16 protein-coding genes are annotated in these 22,436 nt (G+C 72.9%); 7 read left to right on the top strand and 9 right to left on the bottom strand.

Annotated elements, in window-relative coordinates; translation table 11 throughout:
* Nucleotides 1–321: 321 nt before the first annotated feature.
* Nucleotides 322–1,332, bottom strand: coding sequence for an AraC family transcriptional regulator (locus tag ABEA15_RS07185; RefSeq protein ID WP_345555968.1), 1,011 nt, complete (start codon nt 1,330–1,332; stop codon nt 322–324).
* A gap of 228 nt (nt 1,333–1,560) precedes the next feature.
* Between ABEA15_RS07185 and ABEA15_RS07180 the strand changes: the two genes are divergently transcribed.
* The gene (locus ABEA15_RS07180) at nt 1,561–1,989 is read left to right on the top strand and encodes a pyridoxamine 5'-phosphate oxidase family protein (RefSeq protein WP_344141220.1); all 429 of its coding nucleotides are present in this window, start codon (nt 1,561–1,563) and stop codon (nt 1,987–1,989) included.
* A 146-nt stretch (nt 1,990–2,135) separates the two neighbouring features.
* Here ABEA15_RS07180 and ABEA15_RS07175 read toward each other — a convergent pair whose 3' ends face one another.
* On the bottom strand, nt 2,136–3,818 hold the full coding sequence (locus ABEA15_RS07175; protein WP_345555967.1) for a serine/threonine-protein kinase: 1,683 nt from the start codon (nt 3,816–3,818) through the stop codon (nt 2,136–2,138).
* Between the two features lie 426 nt (nt 3,819–4,244).
* On the opposite strand from ABEA15_RS07175, the gene ABEA15_RS07170 reads away from it, so the two are divergent.
* From ABEA15_RS07170 to ABEA15_RS07150, 5 genes are all read left to right on the top strand, one after another.
* Complete coding sequence (locus tag ABEA15_RS07170) at nt 4,245–5,009, top strand: DUF2625 family protein (RefSeq protein ID WP_345555966.1); 765 nt, start codon at nt 4,245–4,247, stop codon at nt 5,007–5,009.
* Between the two features lie 73 nt (nt 5,010–5,082).
* Entirely contained in the window at nt 5,083–5,955 is an 873-nt protein-coding gene (locus ABEA15_RS07165) for an LLM class flavin-dependent oxidoreductase (RefSeq protein ID WP_345555965.1), read from the top strand.
* A 754-nt stretch (nt 5,956–6,709) separates the two neighbouring features.
* The gene (locus ABEA15_RS07160) at nt 6,710–7,108 is read left to right on the top strand and encodes a group I truncated hemoglobin (RefSeq protein WP_345555964.1); all 399 of its coding nucleotides are present in this window, start codon (nt 6,710–6,712) and stop codon (nt 7,106–7,108) included.
* Between the two features lie 246 nt (nt 7,109–7,354).
* Nucleotides 7,355–8,497, top strand: a complete 1,143-nt coding sequence (locus tag ABEA15_RS07155; RefSeq protein ID WP_345555963.1) for a globin domain-containing protein — start codon at nt 7,355–7,357, stop codon at nt 8,495–8,497.
* A complete protein-coding gene (locus ABEA15_RS07150; RefSeq protein ID WP_344141211.1) occupies nt 8,494–9,285 on the top strand; it encodes a DivIVA domain-containing protein in 792 nt (263 codons plus the stop codon). The genes ABEA15_RS07155 and ABEA15_RS07150 overlap by 4 nt, the downstream gene beginning before the upstream one ends.
* Before the next feature lie 159 nt (nt 9,286–9,444).
* On the opposite strand, the gene ABEA15_RS07145 is transcribed toward ABEA15_RS07150, so the two are convergent.
* From ABEA15_RS07145 to ABEA15_RS07115, 7 genes are all read right to left on the bottom strand, one after another.
* Entirely contained in the window at nt 9,445–11,217 is a 1,773-nt protein-coding gene (locus ABEA15_RS07145; RefSeq protein WP_345555962.1) for a glycoside hydrolase family 6 protein, read from the bottom strand.
* 264 nt (nt 11,218–11,481) lie between these two features.
* A complete protein-coding gene (locus ABEA15_RS07140; protein ID WP_425579367.1) occupies nt 11,482–14,412 on the bottom strand; it encodes a glycoside hydrolase family 48 protein in 2,931 nt (976 codons plus the stop codon).
* Between the two features lie 844 nt (nt 14,413–15,256).
* Complete coding sequence (locus tag ABEA15_RS07135) at nt 15,257–15,586, bottom strand: YrhK family protein (protein ID WP_344141208.1); 330 nt, start codon at nt 15,584–15,586, stop codon at nt 15,257–15,259.
* A gap of 129 nt (nt 15,587–15,715) precedes the next feature.
* Nucleotides 15,716–16,501, bottom strand: coding sequence for a maleylpyruvate isomerase family mycothiol-dependent enzyme (locus tag ABEA15_RS07130; protein WP_345555959.1), 786 nt, complete (start codon nt 16,499–16,501; stop codon nt 15,716–15,718).
* A gap of 100 nt (nt 16,502–16,601) precedes the next feature.
* Nucleotides 16,602–17,549, bottom strand: coding sequence for a sulfotransferase family protein (locus ABEA15_RS07125; protein ID WP_345555958.1), 948 nt, complete (start codon nt 17,547–17,549; stop codon nt 16,602–16,604).
* A 429-nt stretch (nt 17,550–17,978) separates the two neighbouring features.
* Nucleotides 17,979–18,230, bottom strand: coding sequence for a hypothetical protein (locus tag ABEA15_RS07120; protein WP_344141206.1), 252 nt, complete (start codon nt 18,228–18,230; stop codon nt 17,979–17,981).
* A 573-nt stretch (nt 18,231–18,803) separates the two neighbouring features.
* Nucleotides 18,804–19,052, bottom strand: a complete 249-nt coding sequence (locus ABEA15_RS07115; protein WP_345555957.1) for a DUF397 domain-containing protein — start codon at nt 19,050–19,052, stop codon at nt 18,804–18,806.
* Nucleotides 19,053–21,616: 2,564 nt separating this feature from the next.
* Between ABEA15_RS07115 and ABEA15_RS07110 the strand changes: the two genes are divergently transcribed.
* On the top strand, nt 21,617–22,393 hold the full coding sequence (locus ABEA15_RS07110; RefSeq protein WP_345555956.1) for a hypothetical protein: 777 nt from the start codon (nt 21,617–21,619) through the stop codon (nt 22,391–22,393).
* The last annotated feature ends 43 nt before the right edge of the window (nt 22,394–22,436 follow it).

The raw sequence follows: 22,436 nt of genomic DNA, 5'->3' as shown, positions 1-22,436 counted from the left end.
CTCCCACGCCGCGCGACCTGGAGTGATGCGGAACCGGGGTACAAGCGCCGATCCGCAGGGGCGGCCGCCGCGTGCGTCCGATTGAGATCATGGCATATGGGGGACAGCGCGGGTCGGGCCTGTCCACAGCCCGCGCGTCGGAACCGATCCCCGATATATGGAGAAATTCGGTTAAGCTACGCGAATCGGTAATCGCGCGGCCGGACCCGCCGGTTTGCGCATTCGGACCCCCGCCCTGAGAGGGCCGGGCGCGGGGGCGTTCCTTTCGGTAGGCGCAGATGCCCGCGCACAGCCGCTGACAACTCCGCCACCGGGGAGCCGCTATCCCGGTCGCGGACCCGGCACCTCGGCCGGGCGACCGCCGTCCGTGGGACGGCGCACCGGTCGCGCAGAAGCTGGGGCTGCGGTGCGCCGGAACTCGCTCGGGTTGGCGCCCCGGACCCGCTTGAACGCCGCACTGAACCCGAACGGGTCGGAGTAGCCCACGGTGCGGGCGATCGCCGCGACGGTCGCGGCCTCGCGCTCGACCAGCAGGTCCGCCGCCAGCGCCATGCGCCAGCGGGTGAGGTAGGTCAGCGGAGGTTCGCCGACCAGGTCGGCGAACCGCTTGGCCAGGGTCGACCGCGACACCCCGGTGCACTCGGCGAGCGCGGCGACCGTCCACGGTGCCGCCGGCTCGGCGTGCAGGAGGCGCAGAGCCTCGCCGACCACCGGGTCCCGCTGGGCGGCCCACCAGGCCGGGGGCTCGCCGCCGGGCCGGTCGAACCACTCGCGCAGCGTGCAGACCAGCATCCAGTCCAGCAACCGGTCGAGCACCACCTGCTGGCCCGGCGTGTCGACGGCGACCTCGGCGGCGAGGTGGTCCAGCACGGCGTCGCCCGTGCCGTCGGCGTCGGCCCGCAGCACGACGGGCAGGGCGTCGAGCAGTCGGCGGCTGATCTCGCCGTGCACCGGATAGGCGCCGACGATCAGGGTCGTGGGACCGCGGCCGTCACCGTCGCCGCCGCGGTCGTTCCAGCCGAGCCGGTGCCGGGTCCCGCCCTGCTCGGGCGTCGCGCAGTGCTCGCCGCACGCGACCGGCTCGGCCCGGGTGCCGACCTCGTCGACGAAGGTGAACGTCGCGGGGCCGCGCACGACGACCGTCTCGCGGGCGCGAAGCGGTTCGGGCGGACGGTCCTCCGGCACGATCCAGCCCGCTCCGGTGAGGACGGTGCACAGGGTCAGCGGCGCGCCGTCCACGAAGTGCAGCGCCCAGGGCGGGGACAGGGCCGAACTGCCGAACAACGAGCCGTGGGCCCGCACCCCGCGGATCAGGTCGCTGAACACGTCCACCTCAGCCAGGTTAGACGAATACGCAGGCGGTTCGGCTTCTGGCCCATGGTTCCGCCGGCGCCGGGGGTGTTGAATCGGCGTCATGGGCAACGGCACCACCGCGCCCCGGGCGTCGCGCCGCAGCGGCCGAGCCGCTCGGCCGTCGTCCTCGACGCCCCGCCCGAGCGGGCGGGCGCTGTCGGCCGACGACCCCGCATCCGTTCGCACCCGCCTATCGGAAGGGCTTTGATGAGTACCGACGCCGGTTCGCTGACCCCGGAGGACCTCGACCTCCTCCGGCGCCCCCTGCACGGGTTCCTGACCGTGGCAGGGGGGCCGGTCCCGCCGCAGCCCCGGCCGGTGTGGTTCGAGGCCACCGCCGAGGGTGCGATCCAGCTGTTCACGGAGACGGAATCGCTCAAGGTGCGGCGCCTGCGCCGCGACCCCCGCGCCTCAATCGTCGTCGCCGCGCCCGTAGGGGAACGCGAGCGGTGGGTTTCGGTCGCCGGCCGCACCGCGGTCGAGCCCGACGGAGCGCACGACCTGTGCAGGCGCCTGGCCGCTCGCTACTGGGATCTCGACGACCCCGCACGCGCCGGCGACCTCGCCGACGTGCTGGCCGCGGACCTGCTCCGCCTCGTCATCCACCCGGAGACCGTGCGTCGCTACACCATGTGAGCCCGCATGTGGGCCCGCATGCGGGCCTGCATGCGGGCCCCGCATGTGACCGCCCCATGCGCCCCCGCCGGCGACCGGCGGTCGCTTCACCTGCGCCCCGCCCCGGCGCGGACACGGGCCCGCGCGCCGGGGGTGGGGACGGGTTCTCAGGGATCGGTGGGCGGATCGGCCGCGGCGTGGTCGGTGTCGTCGGCGTCGCCGCCGTCCCCGCTCTCCTCCGTGTCGTCCTCGGGTTCGGGGTGGGGTTCGGGGCTGTGGTCGCCGGTGGGCTCGGGGGTCCAGGTGGACGGAGGATCGGTCTCGTGCTCCGGATAGCCGGTCGCGGGCGGCCCGGTGGGCTGCTCGGTGCCGTTCGAGCCCCCGGAGGGCTCTCCCTGCGACGGCTGTGCGTCGGGGGAGGACGACTCGGAGGCCGTGGCCTCCGGCAGCTCCTGGCGGGCGGGGTCGGCGGTCCCGGGCCCCAGGCCGGGCAGCAGGTCCCAGGCCAGCCAGCCGGCGAGGCCGAGTGCGAGCAGCAGCAGGGCGGCGGCCGCGCCCCACTCGGCGCGCCTGCGTCCGCGGCCGCGCCCGCGCCCGGCCGCCTCGCGCGGACCGTCGCCGGGAGGCCCCGCCGGCGGTCCGGACCCTCCGCCCGCGGGCTCGCGGTAGCCCCCTCCGCCTCCGCCCGTGGAATCGCGGTAGGCGGAGTCCGCGCCCTCGGGCGTAGGGAAACCGCCGTCGGCCGCTCCGGAAGCGGGACCGGCCGGTTCCCGGAGAGCGGGGTCGGCGGCCGTGATTTCGCGCTCGGAGTCCGCCGCACCGGCGCCGCTCCGCTGCCCGCCGGGACCCGCAATCTCTGCCGCGCCGCCGGCCGCCGCGGGATCGCCGTCGTGCGCCCCGGAGGCGCCGGCGGCCGCAGCCGCGGCCGCCGCACCCGGCAGGGCGAACGTCGCGGTGTCGGCGACGCGGGGTCGCTCCTCGGTGGCCGCGCTGTAGCCGTCGTGCAGGACGGCGGTCACCGCGGCGCTGTCGAGCGCGGCCGGGTCGCGGCCGATCAGCGTGCTCAGCGCCTGTACGGCGGTCGGGCGCCGGCCGGGGTCCTTGTCCAGGCACGCCGCGAGCAGCGGCCGCAGCCGTTCGGCCACGCCGTCGAGCCGGGGCGGCTCGTGCAGCACGCTGTGGATGATGTCGTGGACGGTGCCGTCGCTCCCGAACGGGGTGGCGCCCGTCGCCGCGTAGACCATGACTCCCGCCCACGCGAACACGTCGGTCGCGGGCTCGAGGGCCCTGCCGCGGATCTGCTCGGGGGCCATGTAGGCGGGCGTACCCGAGATCGAGCCCGTCTGGGTGAGGGTGGCGTCGGTGGAGCGCGCGATGCCGAAGTCGATGACCCGGGGACCGTCCGGACCGAGCAGCACGTTGGCGGGCTTGAGGTCGCGGTGCACCACTCCGGCCTCGTGGATGGCCACGAGCGCGGTGGCCGAGGCGATGGCGAGGCGGTCCAGCGCGCTGCCGCGGTGCGGGCCGTCGCGCCGCACCGCCTGGCGCAGCGTGGGTCCGTCGACGTACTCGCTCGCGACATAGGGCGGATCGGATTCGAGGTCGAACGACAGCACCGCGGCGGTGCAGAACGCCGCAACGCGGCGGGTGGCCTCGACCTCCTTGGCCAGGCCGGCGCGCACGCGGTGGTCGGCGGCGGCCCATTCGCCGCTGAGGACCTTGACGGCGGCGCGCTCGCCGTCGGGTCCGGTGCCGAGGTAGACGACGCCCTGTCCGCCGCGGCCGACCTGGGCGATCAGAGTGTAGGGGCCGATGCGTTCGGGGTCTTCGGGACGCAGTGGACTGGTCAAGCGCGGACTCCCCTCCACGCGGCGCGGCCGTGCCGCGCCTTCACAGGAACCGCGCCGGGAACGGGTGCGCCGGGCCCGCGGCCCCGGTGTCAGAGAACCACAACCCGGCCTGACCCGCCCGCCACACAACACTTGCCTGTGCCGAGCGGTGCAGACTCTCCGCGGCCGCCGCCGGAGCACGGGAAGGCGCCGGCGCGGGCGGCGGGTGCCGCGGCCGGACCGGTGTCCTGCCCTGCACGGTTTCCTGGTAGGACGCCGCCCGCGCGGTGCCGGTTCACCCCGTTTTGCCGCGCGGTCGTGGGGCCGCCCGCGTCCCGGACCTCCAGGGCCGACTGGGAGCGCTCTCCTGGCGTTTTCGCCGGTCAGGCGCAAATCGGTGACGACTACCCCTCCCGCACGGAGCCGGGACGATGCGACCATGGGGCCATGCGAGCGCTGGGTGAGCCCGTCGACGTCGACGAGTCGGCGTGGCCCGCGTTGGAGGAGGAGTTCGCGCGCAGCTCCGTCCCCGTTCGCGTGCTGCCCGCCGAGGCTCCTCGCCGCGGGCGCTCGGCCCTGCTGCAGATGCGGGTCACGGTCCGTTCGGCGCTGGGCGCCATCGTGGTCCACTCGGGCGGTCTGCTGCTCGACTGCGGGTGGCTGCGGGTCTTCGGCGGAACGGGGACCGGCCCCCCCGGGGCGCTGCCCAGCCTGGCGCGGATCAACGGGTTCCCCGTACTACCCGACCCCGACTGGCGGCCCGAGGGCGGTCTGGTGGTCGCGCACGACGTGCTCGGCGGCGTGTTCGCCGTCAACGGCCCCGACGCCGATGAGGCCGGCCGGCCCGGCGATCCCGGCGAGATCGCCTACTTCGCGCCCGACACCCTGGAATGGGAGCCGCTGGAGCTGGGGCACGGGGCGTGGCTGTCGTGGGTGCTCTCGGGCGGCCTGGAGCACTTCTGCCGCGAGCTGCGCTGGCCCGGCTGGCGCGAGGACGTCGACGGCCTGGCCCCGTCCCACGGCATCCGGGTGGAACCGTGCCTGTGGTCGGCCGGAGCGCGCGGCGGCATCCACCGCGCCGAGCGCCGCCCCGTTCCGATGTCGGAGCTGATCGGCCTGTACCGCGAGCAGACCGCCCGGCTGGGCCTGGCGGCTCCCGGGTTCCTCGGCCACACCGCCCACTCCCGGACCGCCGAGGCACCCGACCGGTAGCCCCGGCGGGAGTCCGCGGGGTCGCCGACATCCGTGTTGTCCGCCGCCGCCCGGGCGCGGTAGGAACGGCGGCATGACGACCCTCGGCGCGGTGTTCCGCCCCCAACTGCCCCCCGAACGCCTCCGCTCCGTGGTCCGCACGGCCGAAGAGTCGGGCCTGGACGAACTCTGGCTGTGGGAGGACTGCTTCCTGGAGAGCGGGATCGCCACCGCGGCCGCGGCCCTGGCCTGGACCGAACGGTTGCGGATCGGCGTCGGCCTGCTCCCCGTCCCGCTGCGCAACGTCGCGTTGACCGCCATGGAGGCGGCCACCCTCCACCGCCTCTTTCCGGACCGGCTCACCCTGGCCGTGGGCCACGGCATACAGGACTGGATGGCGCAGGCGGGCGCGAAGGCGGCGTCGCCGCTGACCCTGCTGGACGAGTACACCGCGGCGCTGCGGGCGCTGCTGCGGGGCGAGCGCGTCACGACCGAGGGCCGCTACGTCCGCCTCGACGGCGTCGCCCTGGACTGGCCGCCCGCGACCGCGCCCCCGCTGCTCGCCGGTGCGCTCGGGCCCCGCACGCTCCGGCTGACGGGGCGCGTGGCCGACGGGACCGTCCTCGACGCGCACGTGGGGACCGAGGGCGTGCGGGAGGCCCTGCGGATCGTCGGTGAGGGCCGTGCCGAGGCGGGCCGGACCGGCGACCACGCTGTCGTGTCCTATGTCCTCACGGCCACGGGGCCGGGCGCGCCTGAGCGGCTGGCCGCCGAGCTGGAGCACGAGGGGATCTCCGCGGTCCCCGACGTCGCGGTGGCCGGGGACGCGCAGGCCGTCGCGGACGCGGTCCGGCGCCGCGCGGAGGCCGGTGCCGGCACCGTGGTCCTCCAGCCCACCGCCGATGAGCCGGCCCCCGAGGGCTTCGTGCGGTTCGCCGCCGAGGAGGTCCGTCCCCTGGTCGGCTGATCCGCCGACCGGAGGTCCGCGGCGGGCGCCCGGGCGGTATGGGATGCGCCCGCCGCAGTGACGGCCGCCGCCCCGCCCGTCTTCGCCCCGCCGGCCCGCCGCCTCGGACCCCGGCCGGGGTGCGGTGGCAGCCATCCGGCCCCGCCTGCGACCGTGGAGCGCCGCCCTGTCTCCGCAGTCGATCCGTCACGCTTGGTGGCTCGCTCGTCTCACGGGCCCGGTACCCGCGTTACGCAGCGCAATCGTGTGTCGCGGCCGGTGCGCCCGCGACCCCTCCGTCCGCCGGTCCGGCCGTCGTGCCTGCTCAGCCCGCCGACGCCGCCGAGAAGCCCGGCAAAGCCGTCAATCCGCATTCCGAATCCGGATGATCGCGGCAGACCATCCGGAAGCTGTGGCGGCGAGGAGACGAGTTCGATACTTTCGGTTCTTCGCCTAAAAAATACGAACCGTGATCATCGATGCGGGTCGAATCGGCATTGGGTGCCTCATTCCAAGGGCGAGTGCCGCACTCTCTGGATGCCGACAGCGCGGCCGCATAAGGGCTTGAAGCCCCGAACTGGGCATACCACCGCAAAGTGGGTGCTCTCCGGCCTCTTCCATGGAAACGCCTACACTCCCGGAAAGCCGCTCTGAACACCGGAGACGTCCCAGATCGGGACGGGTTTTGACGATTCGGTAACGGCGTCTGTAGGGTTCACCACCGAGTTCTCCCACGCATCTCCTTCCCCTCCCCACTCCCATTGAGGTGCCTATCGTGACGAACGATTCCGCCACTATCTACGAGCGCATTGGCGGCCACGAGGCGATTGCCGCCGTGGTCGACGACCTCTACGTGCGCATTCTCGACGACCCGCAACTCGCGGGATTCTTCACGGGAACCAACCTGACCAAGCTCAAGGGCCGCCAGGTGGAGTTCTTCTGTGCCGCCCTGGGCGGCCCGGACGTCTATGACGGCGGCCCCATGGACGAGGTCCACCGCGGCCGCGGCATCGAGCAGTCCCACTTCGACCAGGTGGCCGCCCACCTCATCGAGTCGCTCAAGGCCGCCGGCGTGCCCGGCGCGACCGTCGACGAGATCGTGGGCGTCGTCGCTCCGCTCTCCGACGACATCGTCGGGGGCTCGGGCGAGAAGGCCTCCGCTGCGGCCGACTGAGCCGCACGGCACGACCCTCCCGGGTGGTCGGCCGCCGGCCCTGACGGGCCCGGTGCCGCCCCCGCGGAGGACCCAAGCGCACCACGGCCGGGCACCGGAGCCGCACCCGCGGATCCGCGCCGCCGCGGCCCGCGGTGCCGGCCGGCGCCCTGCGCCGACCGCTTCTGCCATATGCCCCCGGTTGTGCCGGACGCGCCTCCGAACGGACGCGGCGGTCCCCGGGTGCACTCCGTAAGGATCTGATACGTGGATGTCACGCGGCTGAAGGACAGTTGGAAGAAGGTCGCGGCCTACGGCGACGAAGTGCCGCTTTTCTTCTACTCCACTCTGTTCCTCACCCACCCCGAGACCCGGCGGCTGTTCCCCGTGAGCATGTCGGCCCAGCGCGACCGGCTGGTGGGGGCGCTCGGGCGCATCGTCTCCGAGGTCGACCGGCTCGACGAGCTGGTGCCCTTCCTCCAGCAGCTGGGGCGCGACCACCGCAAGTTCGCCGTCGTCGCCGAGCACTACCCGGCCGTGGGCCAGGCGCTGCTGCACACCCTGTCGCACTTCCTGGGCCAGGAGTGGAAACCCGAGCTGGCCGAGGACTGGAGCGAGGCCTACGGCCTGGTCGCCAAGGTGATGACCGAGGCCGCCGACGAGGCCTCCAGCAGCACACCGCCCTGGTGGGACGCGCGCATCGTCAGGCACGAGCGCCGCACCGCCGACGTCGCGGTCCTGTCCGTCCAGCCCGAGTACGAGCTCGACTTCATCCCCGGCCAGAGTCTGGCCGTGGAGTCGCGCCTGCGGCCCAACGTGTGGCGGTACTTCACCCCCGCCAACGCGCCGCGCCGCAACGGCACCATCGACTTCCACGTCCGGCTGGTCGGCGGCGGGCCGGTCAGCACCGCGCTGGTCCAGGGCGTGCAGGTGGGCGACACCCTGCGGCTGGGGCCTCCGGTGGGCGACCGGCTGAAGCTCTCCGGTGCCCGCGACGTGCTCATGGTGGCCGGCGGGACCGGCCTGGCGCCGTTCAAGGCCATGCTCGAACAGATGCGCGCCGAGGCGGGCGGCGGCGGGCCCGAACGCCGGGCCCATCTGTTCGTCGGCGCGCCCTACGCCCGCGACCACTACGATTACCCTGCGCTCCACGAGATGACCGGGCAGTGCCCGTGGCTGCGCGTCGTGCCGTGCGTGTCGCGCGAGCCGGCGCGTCCGGGCGCCGAAGCGGGAGACGCGGTCGACGTGGCGCTGCGCTACGGGCCCTGGTCACAGGAGGACGTCTACGTCTGCGGCTCGCCCGACATGGTCACCGGCACCGTCCAGCGCCTCGCCGGGGCGGGAGTGGCCACGGAGCGCGTCCGCTACGAGGACTTCGACAGCACCAGCACGAGCGGAGGAAATCCGTGACCGCACGCGAGGACACGGGTCCGATGAACCGGTCCCACCAACGGCTGAGTCCAGAGCGCGTCCGTGCCGAGGAGTTCTCCCGTACCCCGCTGGGACGGCGCGGGTACAACGAGGAGGAGGTTCGGCGGTTCATCGGCCGTGTCGCCGAGGACATCGCCGCCAGCGACGCCGAGAAGGCCAGCCTGCGCGCCGAGATCGACCGGCTGCGCAGGCGCTACCGCGAGCAGAACAACTCCGCCGCCGCCACCGAAGGGCCGCCCGCCGACGCGGTCAACCTCCTCTCGGCGGCCCAGCAGCAGGCCGACGCCTACGTCGCCCAGGCCCAGGAGTACTGCCGCCAGCTCACCGACCAGGCCCGCCAGCAGGCCGACGACATCCTGGTGGAGGCCCGCGACCAGGCGGGCGTCGCCGCCGAGGAGGCTGCGCGCGGCTACCGCGCCAGCGCGGGCTCCTCCTACGACGCCGACCTGGAGGAGATGGAGCGCCGCGTCGCCTGGATCCAGACGTTCTGCCGTGCGGTGCAGATACAGATGCAGGCGGCCAGCGACGCCTTCTCCAAGGAGATCGCGCGGCTGAGCGAGTTCACCTCGGAGAGCGCCGTGCGCACCGGCGCACCGGTCGACGCCGAGGGGGCGCACCGCTCGCGGCACGCCCAGCGGGACCCGGAAACCCACAGCGGGATCGGCCCCGATCCCGAGGACATCTACCGGCAGCGCACCCCTGCGCAGACCGACCCCGGCCGGAATCCCATCGACGGCATGCCCACCGCCTGGCCGCAGCGCGGCTGACCGGCGCGGCCGACCGGCGGCGCCGGTCGGCCGCCCAGCGCTGCGCGGCGTCGCGCCGCCGCGTACGCGAGAAGCCGTGCCCCCCGGGGTGGCACCGACCCGGGGGGCACGGCCTGCTGTGCGAACAGCGAGTGTCTCTAGTCGGACATCATCCTCTCGTTACACGGCGGGGTGGGCGTTGGCCAGCAGCTCCTGGAACTGGGCCGAGAACCAGTGGCCGGAGACGGGGGCGTTCGGCAGGGCGCCGGAGGGGCTGTTGCCGTTGCGTACGTTGCCCTCGTAGGTGGGGTCGCACATCCGGTCGAAGCCCTTGCCCTCGTCGTTGTCGATCGGCTCGCTGTTGCCGTCGGACTCGCCGGGCGGCTTGATCCAGCTGTAAGCGTCGATGCCCGAGGCGGGGGCCGCCTGCGGACGCTCGCCCAGGCCCGCGCCGGACTGGTTGCACCAGTTGCCGGGGTGGATGCGCCGGTCGATCCGGCTCTCGTCGACGAAGGTGTTCAGGTCCGTCGACGAGCTCGGGCTGTCGGGGCGTTCCGAGCCGCCCCAGCCGTTGCGGGAGGTGTCGATGAGCATGCCGATGTCGGAGTTGAAGCCCTGCGATACCGCCTCGTCGCGGAGCGCCTGCGCGAACGACTGCTCGTCGATGTACTGGTTCCAGTCCACCCAGTCGGACTGGCGCACCTGCTGGCCGCCCACCGTGTCGTCGACGTCGAAGTGGGGCTCGACCAGGGCCGAGTAGTTCGCGGTGTTCACGGCGAATCCGTGGACGTCGTCGACGGTGGCGCCGCTGGCGTTGGCCGCCTCGTGGAACATCTCGACGGAGGGGGCGAGGTTGGTGTCCCAGCCGATCCACCCGTGGTGGCCCGCGTCGACGTAGTTGTACACGTTGGGGATGTCGCCCAGCGTGTTCAGCGCGTAGCCGACGCCCTCGACGTAGTTGCCGTTCTCCAGCATCGTGTTGCAGTTCTCGGTCGCCGTCTCGCGGCTGCCCACGTTGGTCACGAGGTTCGGCAGCGAGTCCGGCTCGATGATGGTGGCGATGCGCAGGTCGGAGTACTTCTCATCGTCCATGATGTCGGCGATGACGTCGATGTACTCCGTCTTGTAGCGGCCGATCTCCTCCTGGCCGAGCTCGCCGTGGGAGGCGAGTGCCGCGCAGTCGCGGCCGGGCAGGTTGTAGATGACCACCTGAATGGTCATGGGCCGGTCGCCGGCGGTGGCGACCGCCTCGTCGAGGTGGTCGCGCAGCCCCATGTCGCCGGTGGTGGGGCTGTCGTTGCCCGCGATCGCGCCGATCCGGTCCAGCCACAGGGCCGTGGGCTCGTCGGCGACGGCGTCGCCGCCCGGCTCCGCGGCGGCCTTCTCCGACCACACCGGGTTGACGTAGAGGTCAGCGCCCGCGTACGGGTTGTCGACCCGCTCACCGGGTTCGGGCTCGGGGTCGGGAGTCTCGGACGGGTCCGGGTCGGGCGTCTCCGTCGGGTCCGGATCGGGCTCGCCGGTACTCCCGTCGCAGGCCACCCCGTTGAGTGTGAACTCCGACGGCACATCGGCGCTGCCGCTGCCGTTGAAGCCGAACTGGACGCTGCCGTCGGTGTCCAGCGTCCCGTTCCACGAGGTGTTGGACACCGTCACGTGCTGCCCCGACTGGTTGAAGTCGCCGCTCCAGCCGTTGGTGACCTGCTGGTCGCCGGGAAAGTCCCACTCCAGCTGCCAGCCGTCGAGGGAGTCGCCGAGGTTGGTGACCGACACGCTGGCCGAGAACCCGCTGCTCCACTCGTTGGTGACCGAGTACTCCACCTCGCAGCCCTCGGCCGCGTAGGCGGGGAGCGCCACGCCGAGCGCGGCGGCACTCATCGCGAGTGCCGACACGCCCGCCACGGTTTTGCCCGACCGCCATCGGGCGCGCCCGCTCTGGGGCTGTCCTGTCATTGGTCCTCCTTGTTGTTGACCCGCCGACCGGACCGCTCCGATCGCCGAGCCGTCTGGGGATGGGGAGGGTTGTGCTCCGGGGCCCCGAGGGGCCCGGTCGTGCGGCCGCCGGATCCTTGGCCTCCGGCGGCCCGTCCGGACCGGCGTTCAATGCTCCGCCGCCGTTTCGACCCGGAACACGAGGTCCCGCCGGTCCGGAGGCCTGGTGGGTGGGCGCCCGGGTGCCGCGGCCGCGCAGACCGCCGCGGCACCCGGGCGCCGGCATCAGCCGAACAGGTTGTCGTGGGCGGCGAAGGCGGTCGCGATCTCCGCCTGGGCCCAGAACCGGTGGTAGGTGAAGGTGGGCGCCTCCCCGTCCGGGTTGTCCAGGTAGGTCTGGACCTTGTCCCACTGGGGGTCGTCCCGGTAGAAGGAGCGGATGGAGGTGAAGGTCGCGCCCGGCTCGACCGGGTCGCCGTTGGCCATGGTCCCGGAGAAGCCCTCGGGGACGTAGACCTCGTCGTCGAACCGCTCGTAGTCGCCGCGGCTCTCCTCGACGGCGATGCCGATGTCGTCCTGGTTGGCGATCAGGGCGTCGAGCAGGCCCTCACCCGTGGTGCGGGCGTCGGTGTCCCCCGACCCCGCCGCGTAGTAGAGCAGCGTCTTGGCCAGCGCGGCCGCCACACCGACGTCCTGGCCGTGCGAAGTGACCTCGACGTGCAGGTCCGGATTGCCCGTGGAGGACCCGTCCCAGGTGTCGGGCTGGCCGGACCAGCTCATGTCGGCCGGGACGGCGAAGTCCCCGCCGCCGTTGAGCCGGGTGTTCTCGATGGCCCAGGGCACCCAGTCGGCCAGGATCTCGCCGGCGCGCTCGTTGCCGGTCTCGTAGTAGAGCTGGGCGACGCGCTCCATGCCCCACACCTGGAAGCCGAACCAGTTGTTGGACGGCGGGTCGTGCCAGACCGGCTGCCAGTCGTAGTACATGCCGTAGAACTGCGACTGCTGCACGTCGGCCGGCGGCTCCGCGTAGCTGCCCGCCCAGCTGTTGGTCGCACCGCCGGCGATGCCGCCTTCGGAGGACTGCAGCCACTCCATGAACTCCAGTTGGCGCTCCATGCTGGTGGCCCAGTCCTCGGACGCGGTGGGCGACTCCGGCTGCATCTCCGCGGTCTGCGACAGCGCGTAGGCCGCCATCGGGTTCTGGTAGCCCTGGTGGGCGGAGCTGCCGCCGATGCGCCAGGCCCACGGGTACTCCGCGGCCTCCATCGCGCCGCCCCACGCGTAGTACCAGGACATCAGGTAGTGGGAGCTGTTCTTGCCCTGCCCGGCCGCGCACTCCTGGGCGCCGACGCAGTCGCCGACCTCCTTGAAGTACTTGTCGAACATGGCGTAGCGCAGGTAGTCGCCCATCTTGGTCGCGTCGGCGACCACGTCGTCGACGGCACCGGCGTTGCCCTGCTCCTCGGCCCACTTGTCGGCCCAGTAGGCCACCTGCACCGCGCGTGCGTCGGCGTCGGGCGCGTTGGTGTAGCGCCACTGCTCGGAGTAGGTGTCGTCGTCGGTGAACAGGTCGAGGAACCCGTTCTCGCCGCCGTGCTCGAACGTCTCGCACGAGGGGTGCGGGACGGTCTCCCACACCGACTCCTGCGACCCGCGCTGGAAGGTGTTGATGTAGGCGGGCGCGTTGTCGGTGCCGTCGCCGCAGAAGCCGTAGCCGTAGGTGTTGTCGACGTCGAGCAGCCAGTGCATGCCGTAGACCTCGTCGGTCCCGTACGTGCTGCTCAGCTCCTGGGCGAGCGGGTCCTCGCCGACCGGCACGCTGTCGTCCAGCGCCGAGGGGTAGCCCTGCGGCGAGTCGTGCTCGGGGATGTAGGTCGCCGGGGACGACGGGTCGTAGGAGCCGTTGGTGGGCTGGTCCTGTGTGCCCGGGATGATGTACTCCTCCAGCGACGTCCAGGCGTCGTTGAAGGGCTGCCAGTCACCGGTGACGCGGCCGTACTCGGCCTCCAGCCAGAGGTAGTAGCTGAACGCCTCGGAGGTGGTGTTGTGCCCGTGGTCGGGCGCCTCCACGATCAGGGTCTCCACCGAGTGGTAGGGCACCAGGCCGCCGTCGAACTCGCGGAAGTACCCGCTGGCGGGGTCCTTGATCTTCTCGTACTGCTCCAGGAACGCCGCCTCGTAGTCCGAGGTGGTGGCGTCGATCTCGGTGGCCTCGACGGTCGCCGAGCCGTAGCCCTGCCCGGATGCGGTGAACGTCGCCGACGCCAGCTCGCCGCCGTTGTCGGCCGAGGAGACGGTGACCTCCTGCTCGGTGTCCCAGTCGTCGGCGGTGAACGTCATCTCGCCGCCGCCGGAGACGCTGAGGTCGGAGCTGCCGTCCGTGCGCGCGACGCTGACGTCCACGGCGGAGTCGGGCGCGTTGGACAGGGAGACGTCGAAGGTCGCCTCGCCGCCCTGGCGCACGCTCACGTCGGCGGGGGTGGCCACGATCGCCGGCTCGTCGATCACCTCGACGGCGACCGGGCTGGAGGTCGTCTCGGCCCCCGCGTCGTCGACCGCGGTGGCGGTCACCGAGTAGGGGCCGGTCGCGGCGTCGGACCAGGTCGCCTCGTAGGGCGCGGAGTCGTCGGTGGCGATCTCGGTGCCGTCGGCCTCGAAGACCACGTGGTCGATCGAACCGTCGCTGTCGGAGGCGTCGGCCGCCAGCGGGATGTCCTCGCCGGCCAGGAACGAGGCGCCGTCCTGCGGCGAGGTCAGTCCGACCTCGGGCGGAGTGTTCTCCCCGCCGCCGCCACCGCCGCACGTGGTGCCGTTGAGCGTGAACTCCTCGGGCACGCCGTTGTCTCCGCCGCCGGCCGAGCCCTGGAAGCCGACAGTCGCGGACTCGCCGCTGTCCAGGTCGGGGTTCCACGCGGGCGGAGTGACGGTGACCTGGTCGCCGTCCTGGCTGAACTCGCCGCTCCAGCCGTTGGTGACCTGCTGGCCGTCGGGGAACGTCCAGCCGAGCGACCAGCCCTCGACCGGGTCGCCCTCGTTGTTGACGGTGACGCTGGCGGTGAAGCCGCTGCCCCAGTCGTTGGTGATCTCGTAGTCGACGGAGCACTCCGTCGCCGCGAACGCGGAGGTGGCCGGTGCCAGGGCCGCTACCAGCCCTGCCGCCGCTCCGCCCGCTATCAGCCGCGCTAACGGCCATCGCGTCAAGAGCCGGGAACCCATGGTGATGAGGTACCTCCAGTTTCCGTGCGTGTCCCGGCCGATGGGGCGGGGACGGGGGGATGCCGCCGCGAGCGGGCGGGTGAACCTGGCGGTGGGTACGGTACTTAGGCGGATACGCTGCGTAGCCGCGCGGGTCGGCCGCTGTGGGCGCGGCCGAGGCGAGTGTGCTGGGAGGGGTGGGGGTGCGCCGGATGCGGTCGCCGCACCCGGCGGTGGGGGGATGTGGGGGATGCGGGTGGGGACGGGGGATCGAGCCGGGGCCCGGGCGCGGAAGGGGAAGCGGGGGATGGGGTGGGGGATGGGAAGCGGGGGATCGGGGTCAGAACGCCGCGAGTCGGATGGGAGCGCTCCCATTCCTCCTGGTCACGGCGATCTTCTCATCTCGGTGATGCGCGTCTCCGGTTGTCATGATGTCGGTCACTTCTGGGAGCGCTCCCAATTACGGTAACCAGATCTAACTCGCGTGTAAACCGGTTGTTTCGCATTTCCCGCACGGCCTGCCCGGGATCGCCGTACGGACGGTGATCCCCGCAGGCAGCGCCTGCGCGCGCGGACCTGGACCAGTCGCGCGAATGCGTCGTCGACATCCGCCGCCGGCCGGTCCGGGGCCTCCCCGGCGGCAGCCTGCCCCGCATGGAAGCAGGGCCCGCGGTGAGCGGGGGCACCGCAAGTTCCGCGGCCCGGCGCGGCAGGGCCGGCGCCGCGGGCACTGAGTCGCCGAGGGGTGCGGGGGACGCGATGTGCCGAGCGAGTGCGGTATGGGGAGCCCGCTCGCCGCCGAAGAAGCGGAAGAACGCCGCACGGCCCGCCTCGGCCCGCTCGGCGATGTCCGCGCGCCGGGACCTCAGAAGTCCAGCGACGTCTCGTGCGGTGTCGTCCGGGCGGTCCCCGCGCCGTGGGTGCGCTTGCGCATGCGCCGCACGTGCACCAGGCGCGCCAGGCGGATCAGCGGGCGCACGAGGAGTTCGACGCTGCCCGCGACGAAGCACCAGGTGCCCGCCACCTGCCACGCGGGAAAGAAGAACATGACGCTGCCGGCGGTGAACCACACCGCGATGAGGATGTCGTTGACGATGCTCGCCGCCTCGTAGCGGTGCCGGACCACCAGCTCCTCGGCGCCGACCCGCAGCACCAGGTCGGATCCGGTCCTGCCCTCCGACTCGGAGTCGGCCATGGCCACGCCCCCTTCGTCGCGTCCCCCGTCGCGGGACCCCTGCCCCGCTCCGGCCGCTGTAATGCGCCGGAGCGGGGCAGGCGGGCCGGTCGGGGGCGGGACACGGCAGAGGGCGCGGCCGCCGGGCCCTCAGAACGTCGCGTGGCGCAGCCAGTGGTCGAGCAGGGAGGTGTCGCCGAGGACCTCGATCCGCTCGTCCGTCCAGGGGATGCGGCCGAGGAACGCGAGCAGCAGGTCGGCCGCCGGGCCGCGCAGGGCCGTGTCCGCCTTCTGATGGCCGTGGTGCCAGGTCACACCGTCCGGTTCGCGGTGGATCATCCATTCCCCCGCCTGACCGAGGCCGCGCGGGTCAGGGGCGTGCGGGTGGAGCGTCTGTCCCTGGCCGCGCAGCGCTTCGGCGGCCTCCGGGCGGGCCTCGGCCGCGCCCGGCCCCGTCACCAGGTCGAGCCACTCCGAGATTCCGTCGGCCGCAACGTCGGGGGCCACCTCGTAGGGCTCGCCGACGGTCATGGCGACGTCGGCGCGGTGGACGGAGGTCTCGTGCACCATACGGCGCAGCCAGAACCCGGCCTGTCGGCGGCGCCCGCTGAAGTTCCAGACCGGCGCATCCGCCCCGGCGTCCTCCACCGCGTCCCGCAGCTCTCCGCCGCCGGCCCAAAGCCACTCCGCCAGCGCTCCGGCCTCGTCTGGAGCCGGAAAGTCGCTGGGCGAGGCCATCTCTGCGGGATGGGATACGCGGCGCCGCACCGTGTCGGCGCTAAACAGGTGAGCCCGCCCGATGTGGCGCAGCAGCTCACGCAAATCCCTGTCGGGGCATGTCGGCACCTGCCGCTCCAGGTCGGCACCGCGCGCCAGGGCGGCGACCCCTTCGGTCCGGCCGACGAGTGCCTCGGCGCGGCGTTCCGTAGTCAGCACGACCGCGAAGCGACCCCGTGCGGGGCGCCGCGGACGACGCCCCCCGAGAGCCGGCCGCGCGGTCCCGGCGCCGACCGGATGCGGCCGCCGAGCGGGACTGTCAGGCGTAGCCCCAGGTGGCCGCGTACTTGGCCAGCTCCGGCGAGAGCTCGTCGGAGGTCTCCTCCTCGCGGGCGGCCTGGATGCGCCCGGAGCGGATGTTGGCGCTGCGGTCGCCCAGGTTCGCGCCGAGGTTGCCGTGGTCGTGCTCGCCGTAGTCGAGCATGTCCGGTTCCCACTCCACGTCCAGGTAGGCGCACAGCTTGCGCAGCGTCTCCTCGGGCTCGGAGGTGAGGTCCTCGTAGCGGATCGCGTGGCCGTCGAGGGTCGTGCGCGCCTTCTCCAGTGGCTCCAGGTACTTCAGCACGTTGGCTTCGAGCTTGTCGCGGGTGGCGGTGTTGTTCTTCCGGCGGGCCAGCGACCCGACGATGCCCTCGGGGTGGCGCATCAGGAAGATGAACTTGGCGTGCGGCCAGGCGTAGCTGAGCCGTTCCCACGCCCACACGTTGCCGGGCGTCTTGTCGACGATGACGTCCTTGCCGCTGCGCTCCAGCTCCAAGTGCAGGATGCGGTCCCACAGCACATGCTCCAGCTCGTGCCGGTCCAGGTCCAGCTCCAGCATCGACTTGGCGGAGAACTCCTCGGCCAGCTGCACCTCGACGGTGCGCAGGTGCAGCTCGTGGGGTGCGCGGATGCGGGAGTGGCTGTTCAGGATCATCCGCAGCAGCGTGGATCCGGAGCGGACGGGGCTGATCACGAACACCGGCGAGCCCACCTGGCGGGAGGCGATCGGCACGCCGTAGTCGTAGGAGAGCGTCTTCTTGGGCGGACGCTTCGCCTTCACGCCCCGGTCCGCGGCGGCCGGAGCTTCGGCGGCCGGAGTCTTGGCGGCGGGTGTCTGATCGCCGTCGGGCACGGCCGGGCCGCGTGCCGTCAGCGACTTCGGCGGGCGCAGCGCCTCGCCGAGCAGGCGCGCCCTGCGCTTGAGACCGGAGCGCACATCGCCCATCAGCCGCCGTCCTTCCTGTTCGCGGAAACTCGCCTCAACCGACCCGGCCGGAGGCGTAGCGGCAGACGGCGACGCAGGGGGCGCGGGAGGGCTCGATGACGCACGACGCTATGCGTCAATAGTGAGTGAAGTGTAAAAATAGTATAAAGGGAAAATAACGGACGTAAGCCTGTGTGCGCAACGCGGGTAGGGCGGAAACGCGGAGCCCGTGAGGATGCGGCGCATTCCGGTACTTCGGCGCCCACAGAGAGCACCAATGGGATGTGCTGGGGCGCCCCGCGGGCGAGTCGTCGGGCGCGCGGCGTACCGCGTGCCGCCGGAGCGGCCCGAACCCTTTGCCGGGATCTGTCCGGAATCTGTACCGCAGGTGGGCCAGCGTACCCTCCATGCGCCCCCGGCGCGCGGGTCAGGAGATGAGAGACACCGGGCTCAGGTCTGCCCGCCCGCGCCTTCGCGGTCGCGGCGGCCGTTGCGGTGCAGCCTGCGCAGGCGCACTGCGGCGACCGCCACGAGGCCGGCCCCCAGCACCCCCGCGAGCGCGCCGACCACGGTCAGACCCGTCTCGGCGCGTGCGAGGGCCGTGGCCAGCGCCACCGCCGCGAACGCGCCCATCGCCAGCCCGGCGATGATCTGGATCCGCGCCTCGGTGTCGGTGTCCGCGCCTGTGCCGCTCGCGCCCATGCGCCTCTCCCTTCGCCCGCCTCCGCCGGTCCGGCCGCCCGCCGACGCCCGGGACGACGTGCGTCGAACCCGGTCACCCCTGGGAGTACCGGCTCAGCCTCCGGCTGAAACACCCCAACGCCCTCTATGGTCGTGACGGCCGCCCGCGGCGGTCGTCACGGTCGCGTCCGTGACCGCCGCCAGAGAGATGCTGGAGTCCGAGGCAGCGAGCGCCGGCCGCGGCTCCCGCCTCTTCGACGGGGTGCGGGGGCGGGGAGGCCACCGACCGCCTGGCCGAGGAGAGCAGTCCCGACAGCCCGGAGCGGCACGAGTTCCGGCGCCCGCGCGAGCTGAGCGCCGCCGTGTACCGCGACCGGTACGTGCGACCGCACGAGTTCGGCGGCGGTGACGGCGCGGACGGGCAAGGCGCACGCGCCCAGCGGCGCGGGTGGCACCGGCGTGGGCTGCGCGCTGCTCGTGCTGGCGTCCGTGGGCTCCGTCGGCGCAGCCGCGGCCCTGGAGAGGTTCGCCGCCACCGTGCTCGGCCGACAGCGGCCCGCAGGGACCGGGAGGGCGTGGTGGGCGGGCGCTCGGCTACAGCTCGGCGGCGCGGGCGGCCGTGAGGTAGGCGCCCCACTCGGCGACGGGGAGGGAGAGGTGCCCTGCCTCCGGGTGCTTCGAGTCGCGCACGGCCGCACCTGCGGGGAGGTCGGCCACGTCGAGGCGGCCCTCACTGACGCCGTTGTAGCTGGACGTGCGGAAGGCGGAACGGATGGCGGCAACGCCGCCGCGGTTCGGCTCCCGGCCGCTGTAGCCGCTCTTCTCGAAAGCACGGTCGCGCACGGATCACTCTCCCGGGGAGGCAGCCACGTCCGCGATGAACTCGGCGGTCCGCTTGGTGCTGAGTGCGAAGCCCTGAAGGTCTCCGGATGTCACGGTATACCGTTCGGTCTCTCCGTGTTGATCCAGGAATACCGACCGACATGCCGACATGCCGATCCACGCAATGGGGGAGTCCAGCTGTCCGGGGAAAGTCCACGATCCTAAACGGGGATGCGAGGCCGGCGTGTGAGCCGATGCCGAACGGTACGACCTGAACGTCGCCGTCGGCTCACCTTCTGTGCGAAACGCCCTCTTCCGCCGGTCCACGCTTTCCTCGACACCTGTGCGACCGGCCAAGGTCCGACTGCCCGGCCTGCCCGGCGGCGGCTACACCCTCCGCGTGGAGCGGACCGCAGACGCCCATGACCCTGACCTGCCGGGACGGCGGCGAACCCGAGGCCGGGGTGCGGGACGGCCGAAACCGTACGCACCCGATCCCCGGCTCCGAGCGGTCTGGAGGCCGACGCCCAGGCGGGCCGCGGTCCGGCTCTGGTCGATGCCCTGGCCACCGAGCGGGGCGGCAACGGTCGCCCGAGCCCACCGCCGTCAGGTTCCACGTGGCCTACGGCCTCTCGGGAAGCCGTTGGTTCGGCGCCTGAGCCCCCCGGCCCCAGGCGCCGAACCCGGCCCCCCACGTGACCCGAGACGGTGCTCCCCCACGCTGTCTCAGGCCGCGGCTCCAATCCCTGCAAAACCCTGAAGGAAGGGAACCTGGACTCAAGATTACCGCTACTCCGCACCCCGCTGGACCCTTTTCCCCGGCTTCCCCGGGGGAAAATTCGGGCCCATCCGAAGGCGCGCTGAACTGCGCCGCCGGGGGCGCAGGGAACGACGTCCACGTGCGCCCGCATACGCACCATTCCGCCGTTTCTGTTCCGGCAATAGGCAGGAGCGGGATCGCCGATGGGAGCGGCCCTTGCCCGGACGGCGCGCACCCGCCATGCCGCGCCCGCCGGGCTGCGCGGCAGGAGCGCCAAACGCCGCCCGGCCGTCTGGTTCGGCGAGGCGGCCCAGACCTCCTGGGCCGCCACGGACCCGGGGCTCGTCGACGCGCCCGACACCGACGCCCTCCTCCCCGCCCTGTGGGTCGGCACCACCGCGCCGGGCCGTCCGGCCTCTGCGGGCACGGCGGGCGCCGACGGCTCCGCCCTGGGCGCCCCGAGCCGGGGGCGCAGGTCGCGTACCCGTACGTATGCAGGCGCGTCGACCGACACCGCCCCCTCCGGCCCGCCCTCCGCGGCGCAGCGAAGGGAGACGCCGCTCCTGCGCAGCCGCGGCTCCGCTCCCTACGGCTCCGGGGGCGGCCGCCGAGCCCGCGCCGACCCCTCCGCCCCGCCTCACCCGGCAGTAGGGACCATCGCCCTTTCCGGGTCCGCCGGAACTCCTTCAAAGCCTCCGCGGGCCGCAACCGGGCGGCGGGTCCGCATGCCGGTCGGCCGCCCCGGCGGAGGCGCTTCGCGCCGCCGCTTCCTGGCGACCGCCGAGCGGACACCGCGCGCAACGCCCAAAACGATCCGGAAACCGAGCGAACGATAGAACAGAAAGGGTGCCGACCGAGTTCCGGCTATACAATGCCGAGTTCAATCGCCGTGAAAAATGCGGAGGGTCGTCGCCGCACGAGAAATAGCCGTCCTCGTTCGGTCGCAAACGGGCTCGAAGGGTTTCGAGTGCGGGCGTTCGCACGCCGTCGAACTGAAAGAGTCGCCGATTGCAGCGGCACGGTCGTTCTCCGTCGAAATCCACAAGTCCACCGAGTTCGGTTCCCATCGCGGCGAGACGAAGCCGACGCACGGAATCGGGGCGGAGGGCGACGGAGACCCGCCCCCGAGCGCATCCCCGCGTCGTCGAAGGCGGTCGTCGCCGCGGAGTCGCGGGGCCGCATGACCCGGAGCGAGGGATACGCCGTCTACAGCGGCGATCCCGGCGACGCCCGACTCGCCGGAGCGGCCCCGACGCCGGGCCGAACGCGTTCCACGTCGACGCCCCCGGACGATTCGACGAGAATTTCGCCGGCATCCACGGAGACGACGCCAAGGTGAAGCCGACGTCTGAGCCCGAGCTGAAGTAACCCGCGGCGACCGGCGCTCGCGGGCCTCCTGAAAGAGCTTCCCCAGAGGGCCGCGAGTTCCGCCGCGCGGTTTCCGTACCCCGTCCGCGGACGGGATCCTCATACGTCCGATGATCGCGGCGTCGGTAAACCGGCGGCCTTGCCGCGAAGACAGCGGAACATATCGCGCGGGGCGGGAAGTACTCCCGCCGACGCACAGCGAACGGCGGCGCTCCTGACGGAATTGCGGCATCCTGAATTCCCCGGAGCCGAGTACCGGTCGGTCCGCACCACTACCGCTGTATGCGGAGGCCACGTGCACGTCGATCCCCCCGATACACCGCGACCCGCCTCACCACCAGCGCCGACGCCGCCGGTCCCCAACCCGCCCCCGCCTCCGCCGCCTCCCCCCGGCCAGGGGGCCGCCCAGCGACCGCTGTGGCGCAGAAGGCCCCTCCTGTTCGGCTGCGGGGGGATCGTGTTCCCGCTGCTGTGGATGTGGCCGCTCATGGTGGCGGGGAAGAAGGCGGCGGACCGGATCTTCAAACCGCGCAACCCCTCCATCGCGCGTGCCGACGACCCGCTGGACCTGCTGCAGACCATCCGCGCCGTCGCGGGGTTCGTGGTCGTGGTGGGCGTGGCCGTCTACTTCGAGGACACCGAGTCGGTGGAACGCGCGGCGTCGGGCCGGAGCCTGCTGGAGTCGATCGCGGCCGCCTTGGCGGCGCTGCTGGTCGCCTTCGCCTACTTCCTGGTCCGGGCCCGCGGGCAGCAGGTGCGCGCCGAGCTGCTGCGGCGGTTCCTGCGCTACTCCGTGGTGTCCGTCGCGCTGTTCGCCGGCGCGTACCTGCTGTTCTTCGCGGTGTCCGCGTCGGGCATGCGCCTGGTCGACGAACTGGGCCGGGACCGGTGGTATGTCGGAGTGATCGCCTTCGCCGCGCTCTTCATCGGAGGCGGCTTCGTCATGGGGTTCGTCTTCTGGTCGCTGTTCATGGTCGCCAAGCACGCGTTCAACGCCGGCGACGTGCACCCCATGCTTCCGTGCTTCTGCGCCCCCATCGCGTCGACGGGCCTGGCCGTCGTCGGCCTGGCCCGGCTGGAGGGCCCCACACCCGTGTGGCTCAGCCTCGCCCTCTCGGCGGGCGGCATCCTCACCGTGACCGCCCTGGGCGTCGCCGAATGGCACCGGCTCAGCAAGGGGCACGGTTTCACCCTCGACACCGTTCCCACCCCCGCCGCGCGGCCCGATCCCTAGCCCGGCGCGTGCGTGCAGCCCTTGCGGGCGCGGGTGGCTCGGC

This window comes from Streptomonospora halophila (assembly GCF_039542725.1).
Taxonomy (GTDB): Bacteria; Actinomycetota; Actinomycetes; order Streptosporangiales; family Streptosporangiaceae; genus Streptomonospora; species Streptomonospora halophila.
Note: the sequence above shows the minus strand (reverse complement) of the source record. Positions and strands in the feature narration are given on the sequence as shown.

Excerpts from the sequence above, each read along its gene's own strand:
- ABEA15_RS07145 (WP_345555962.1), bottom strand. The coding sequence starts at position 11,217 with ATGACAGGACAGCCCCAGAGCGGGCGCGCCCGATGGCGGTCGGGCAAA.
- ABEA15_RS07140 (WP_425579367.1), bottom strand. The coding sequence starts at position 14,412 with ATGGGTTCCCGGCTCTTGACGCGATGGCCGTTAGCGCGGCTGATAGCG.
- ABEA15_RS07125 (WP_345555958.1), bottom strand. The coding sequence starts at position 17,549 with ATGGGCGATGTGCGCTCCGGTCTCAAGCGCAGGGCGCGCCTGCTCGGC.
- ABEA15_RS07135 (WP_344141208.1), bottom strand. The coding sequence starts at position 15,586 with ATGGCCGACTCCGAGTCGGAGGGCAGGACCGGATCCGACCTGGTGCTG.
- ABEA15_RS07120 (WP_344141206.1), bottom strand. The coding sequence starts at position 18,230 with ATGGGCGCGAGCGGCACAGGCGCGGACACCGACACCGAGGCGCGGATC.
- ABEA15_RS07180 (WP_344141220.1), top strand. The coding sequence starts at position 1,561 with ATGAGTACCGACGCCGGTTCGCTGACCCCGGAGGACCTCGACCTCCTC.
- ABEA15_RS07165 (WP_345555965.1), top strand. The coding sequence starts at position 5,083 with ATGACGACCCTCGGCGCGGTGTTCCGCCCCCAACTGCCCCCCGAACGC.
- ABEA15_RS07170 (WP_345555966.1), top strand. The coding sequence starts at position 4,245 with ATGCGAGCGCTGGGTGAGCCCGTCGACGTCGACGAGTCGGCGTGGCCC.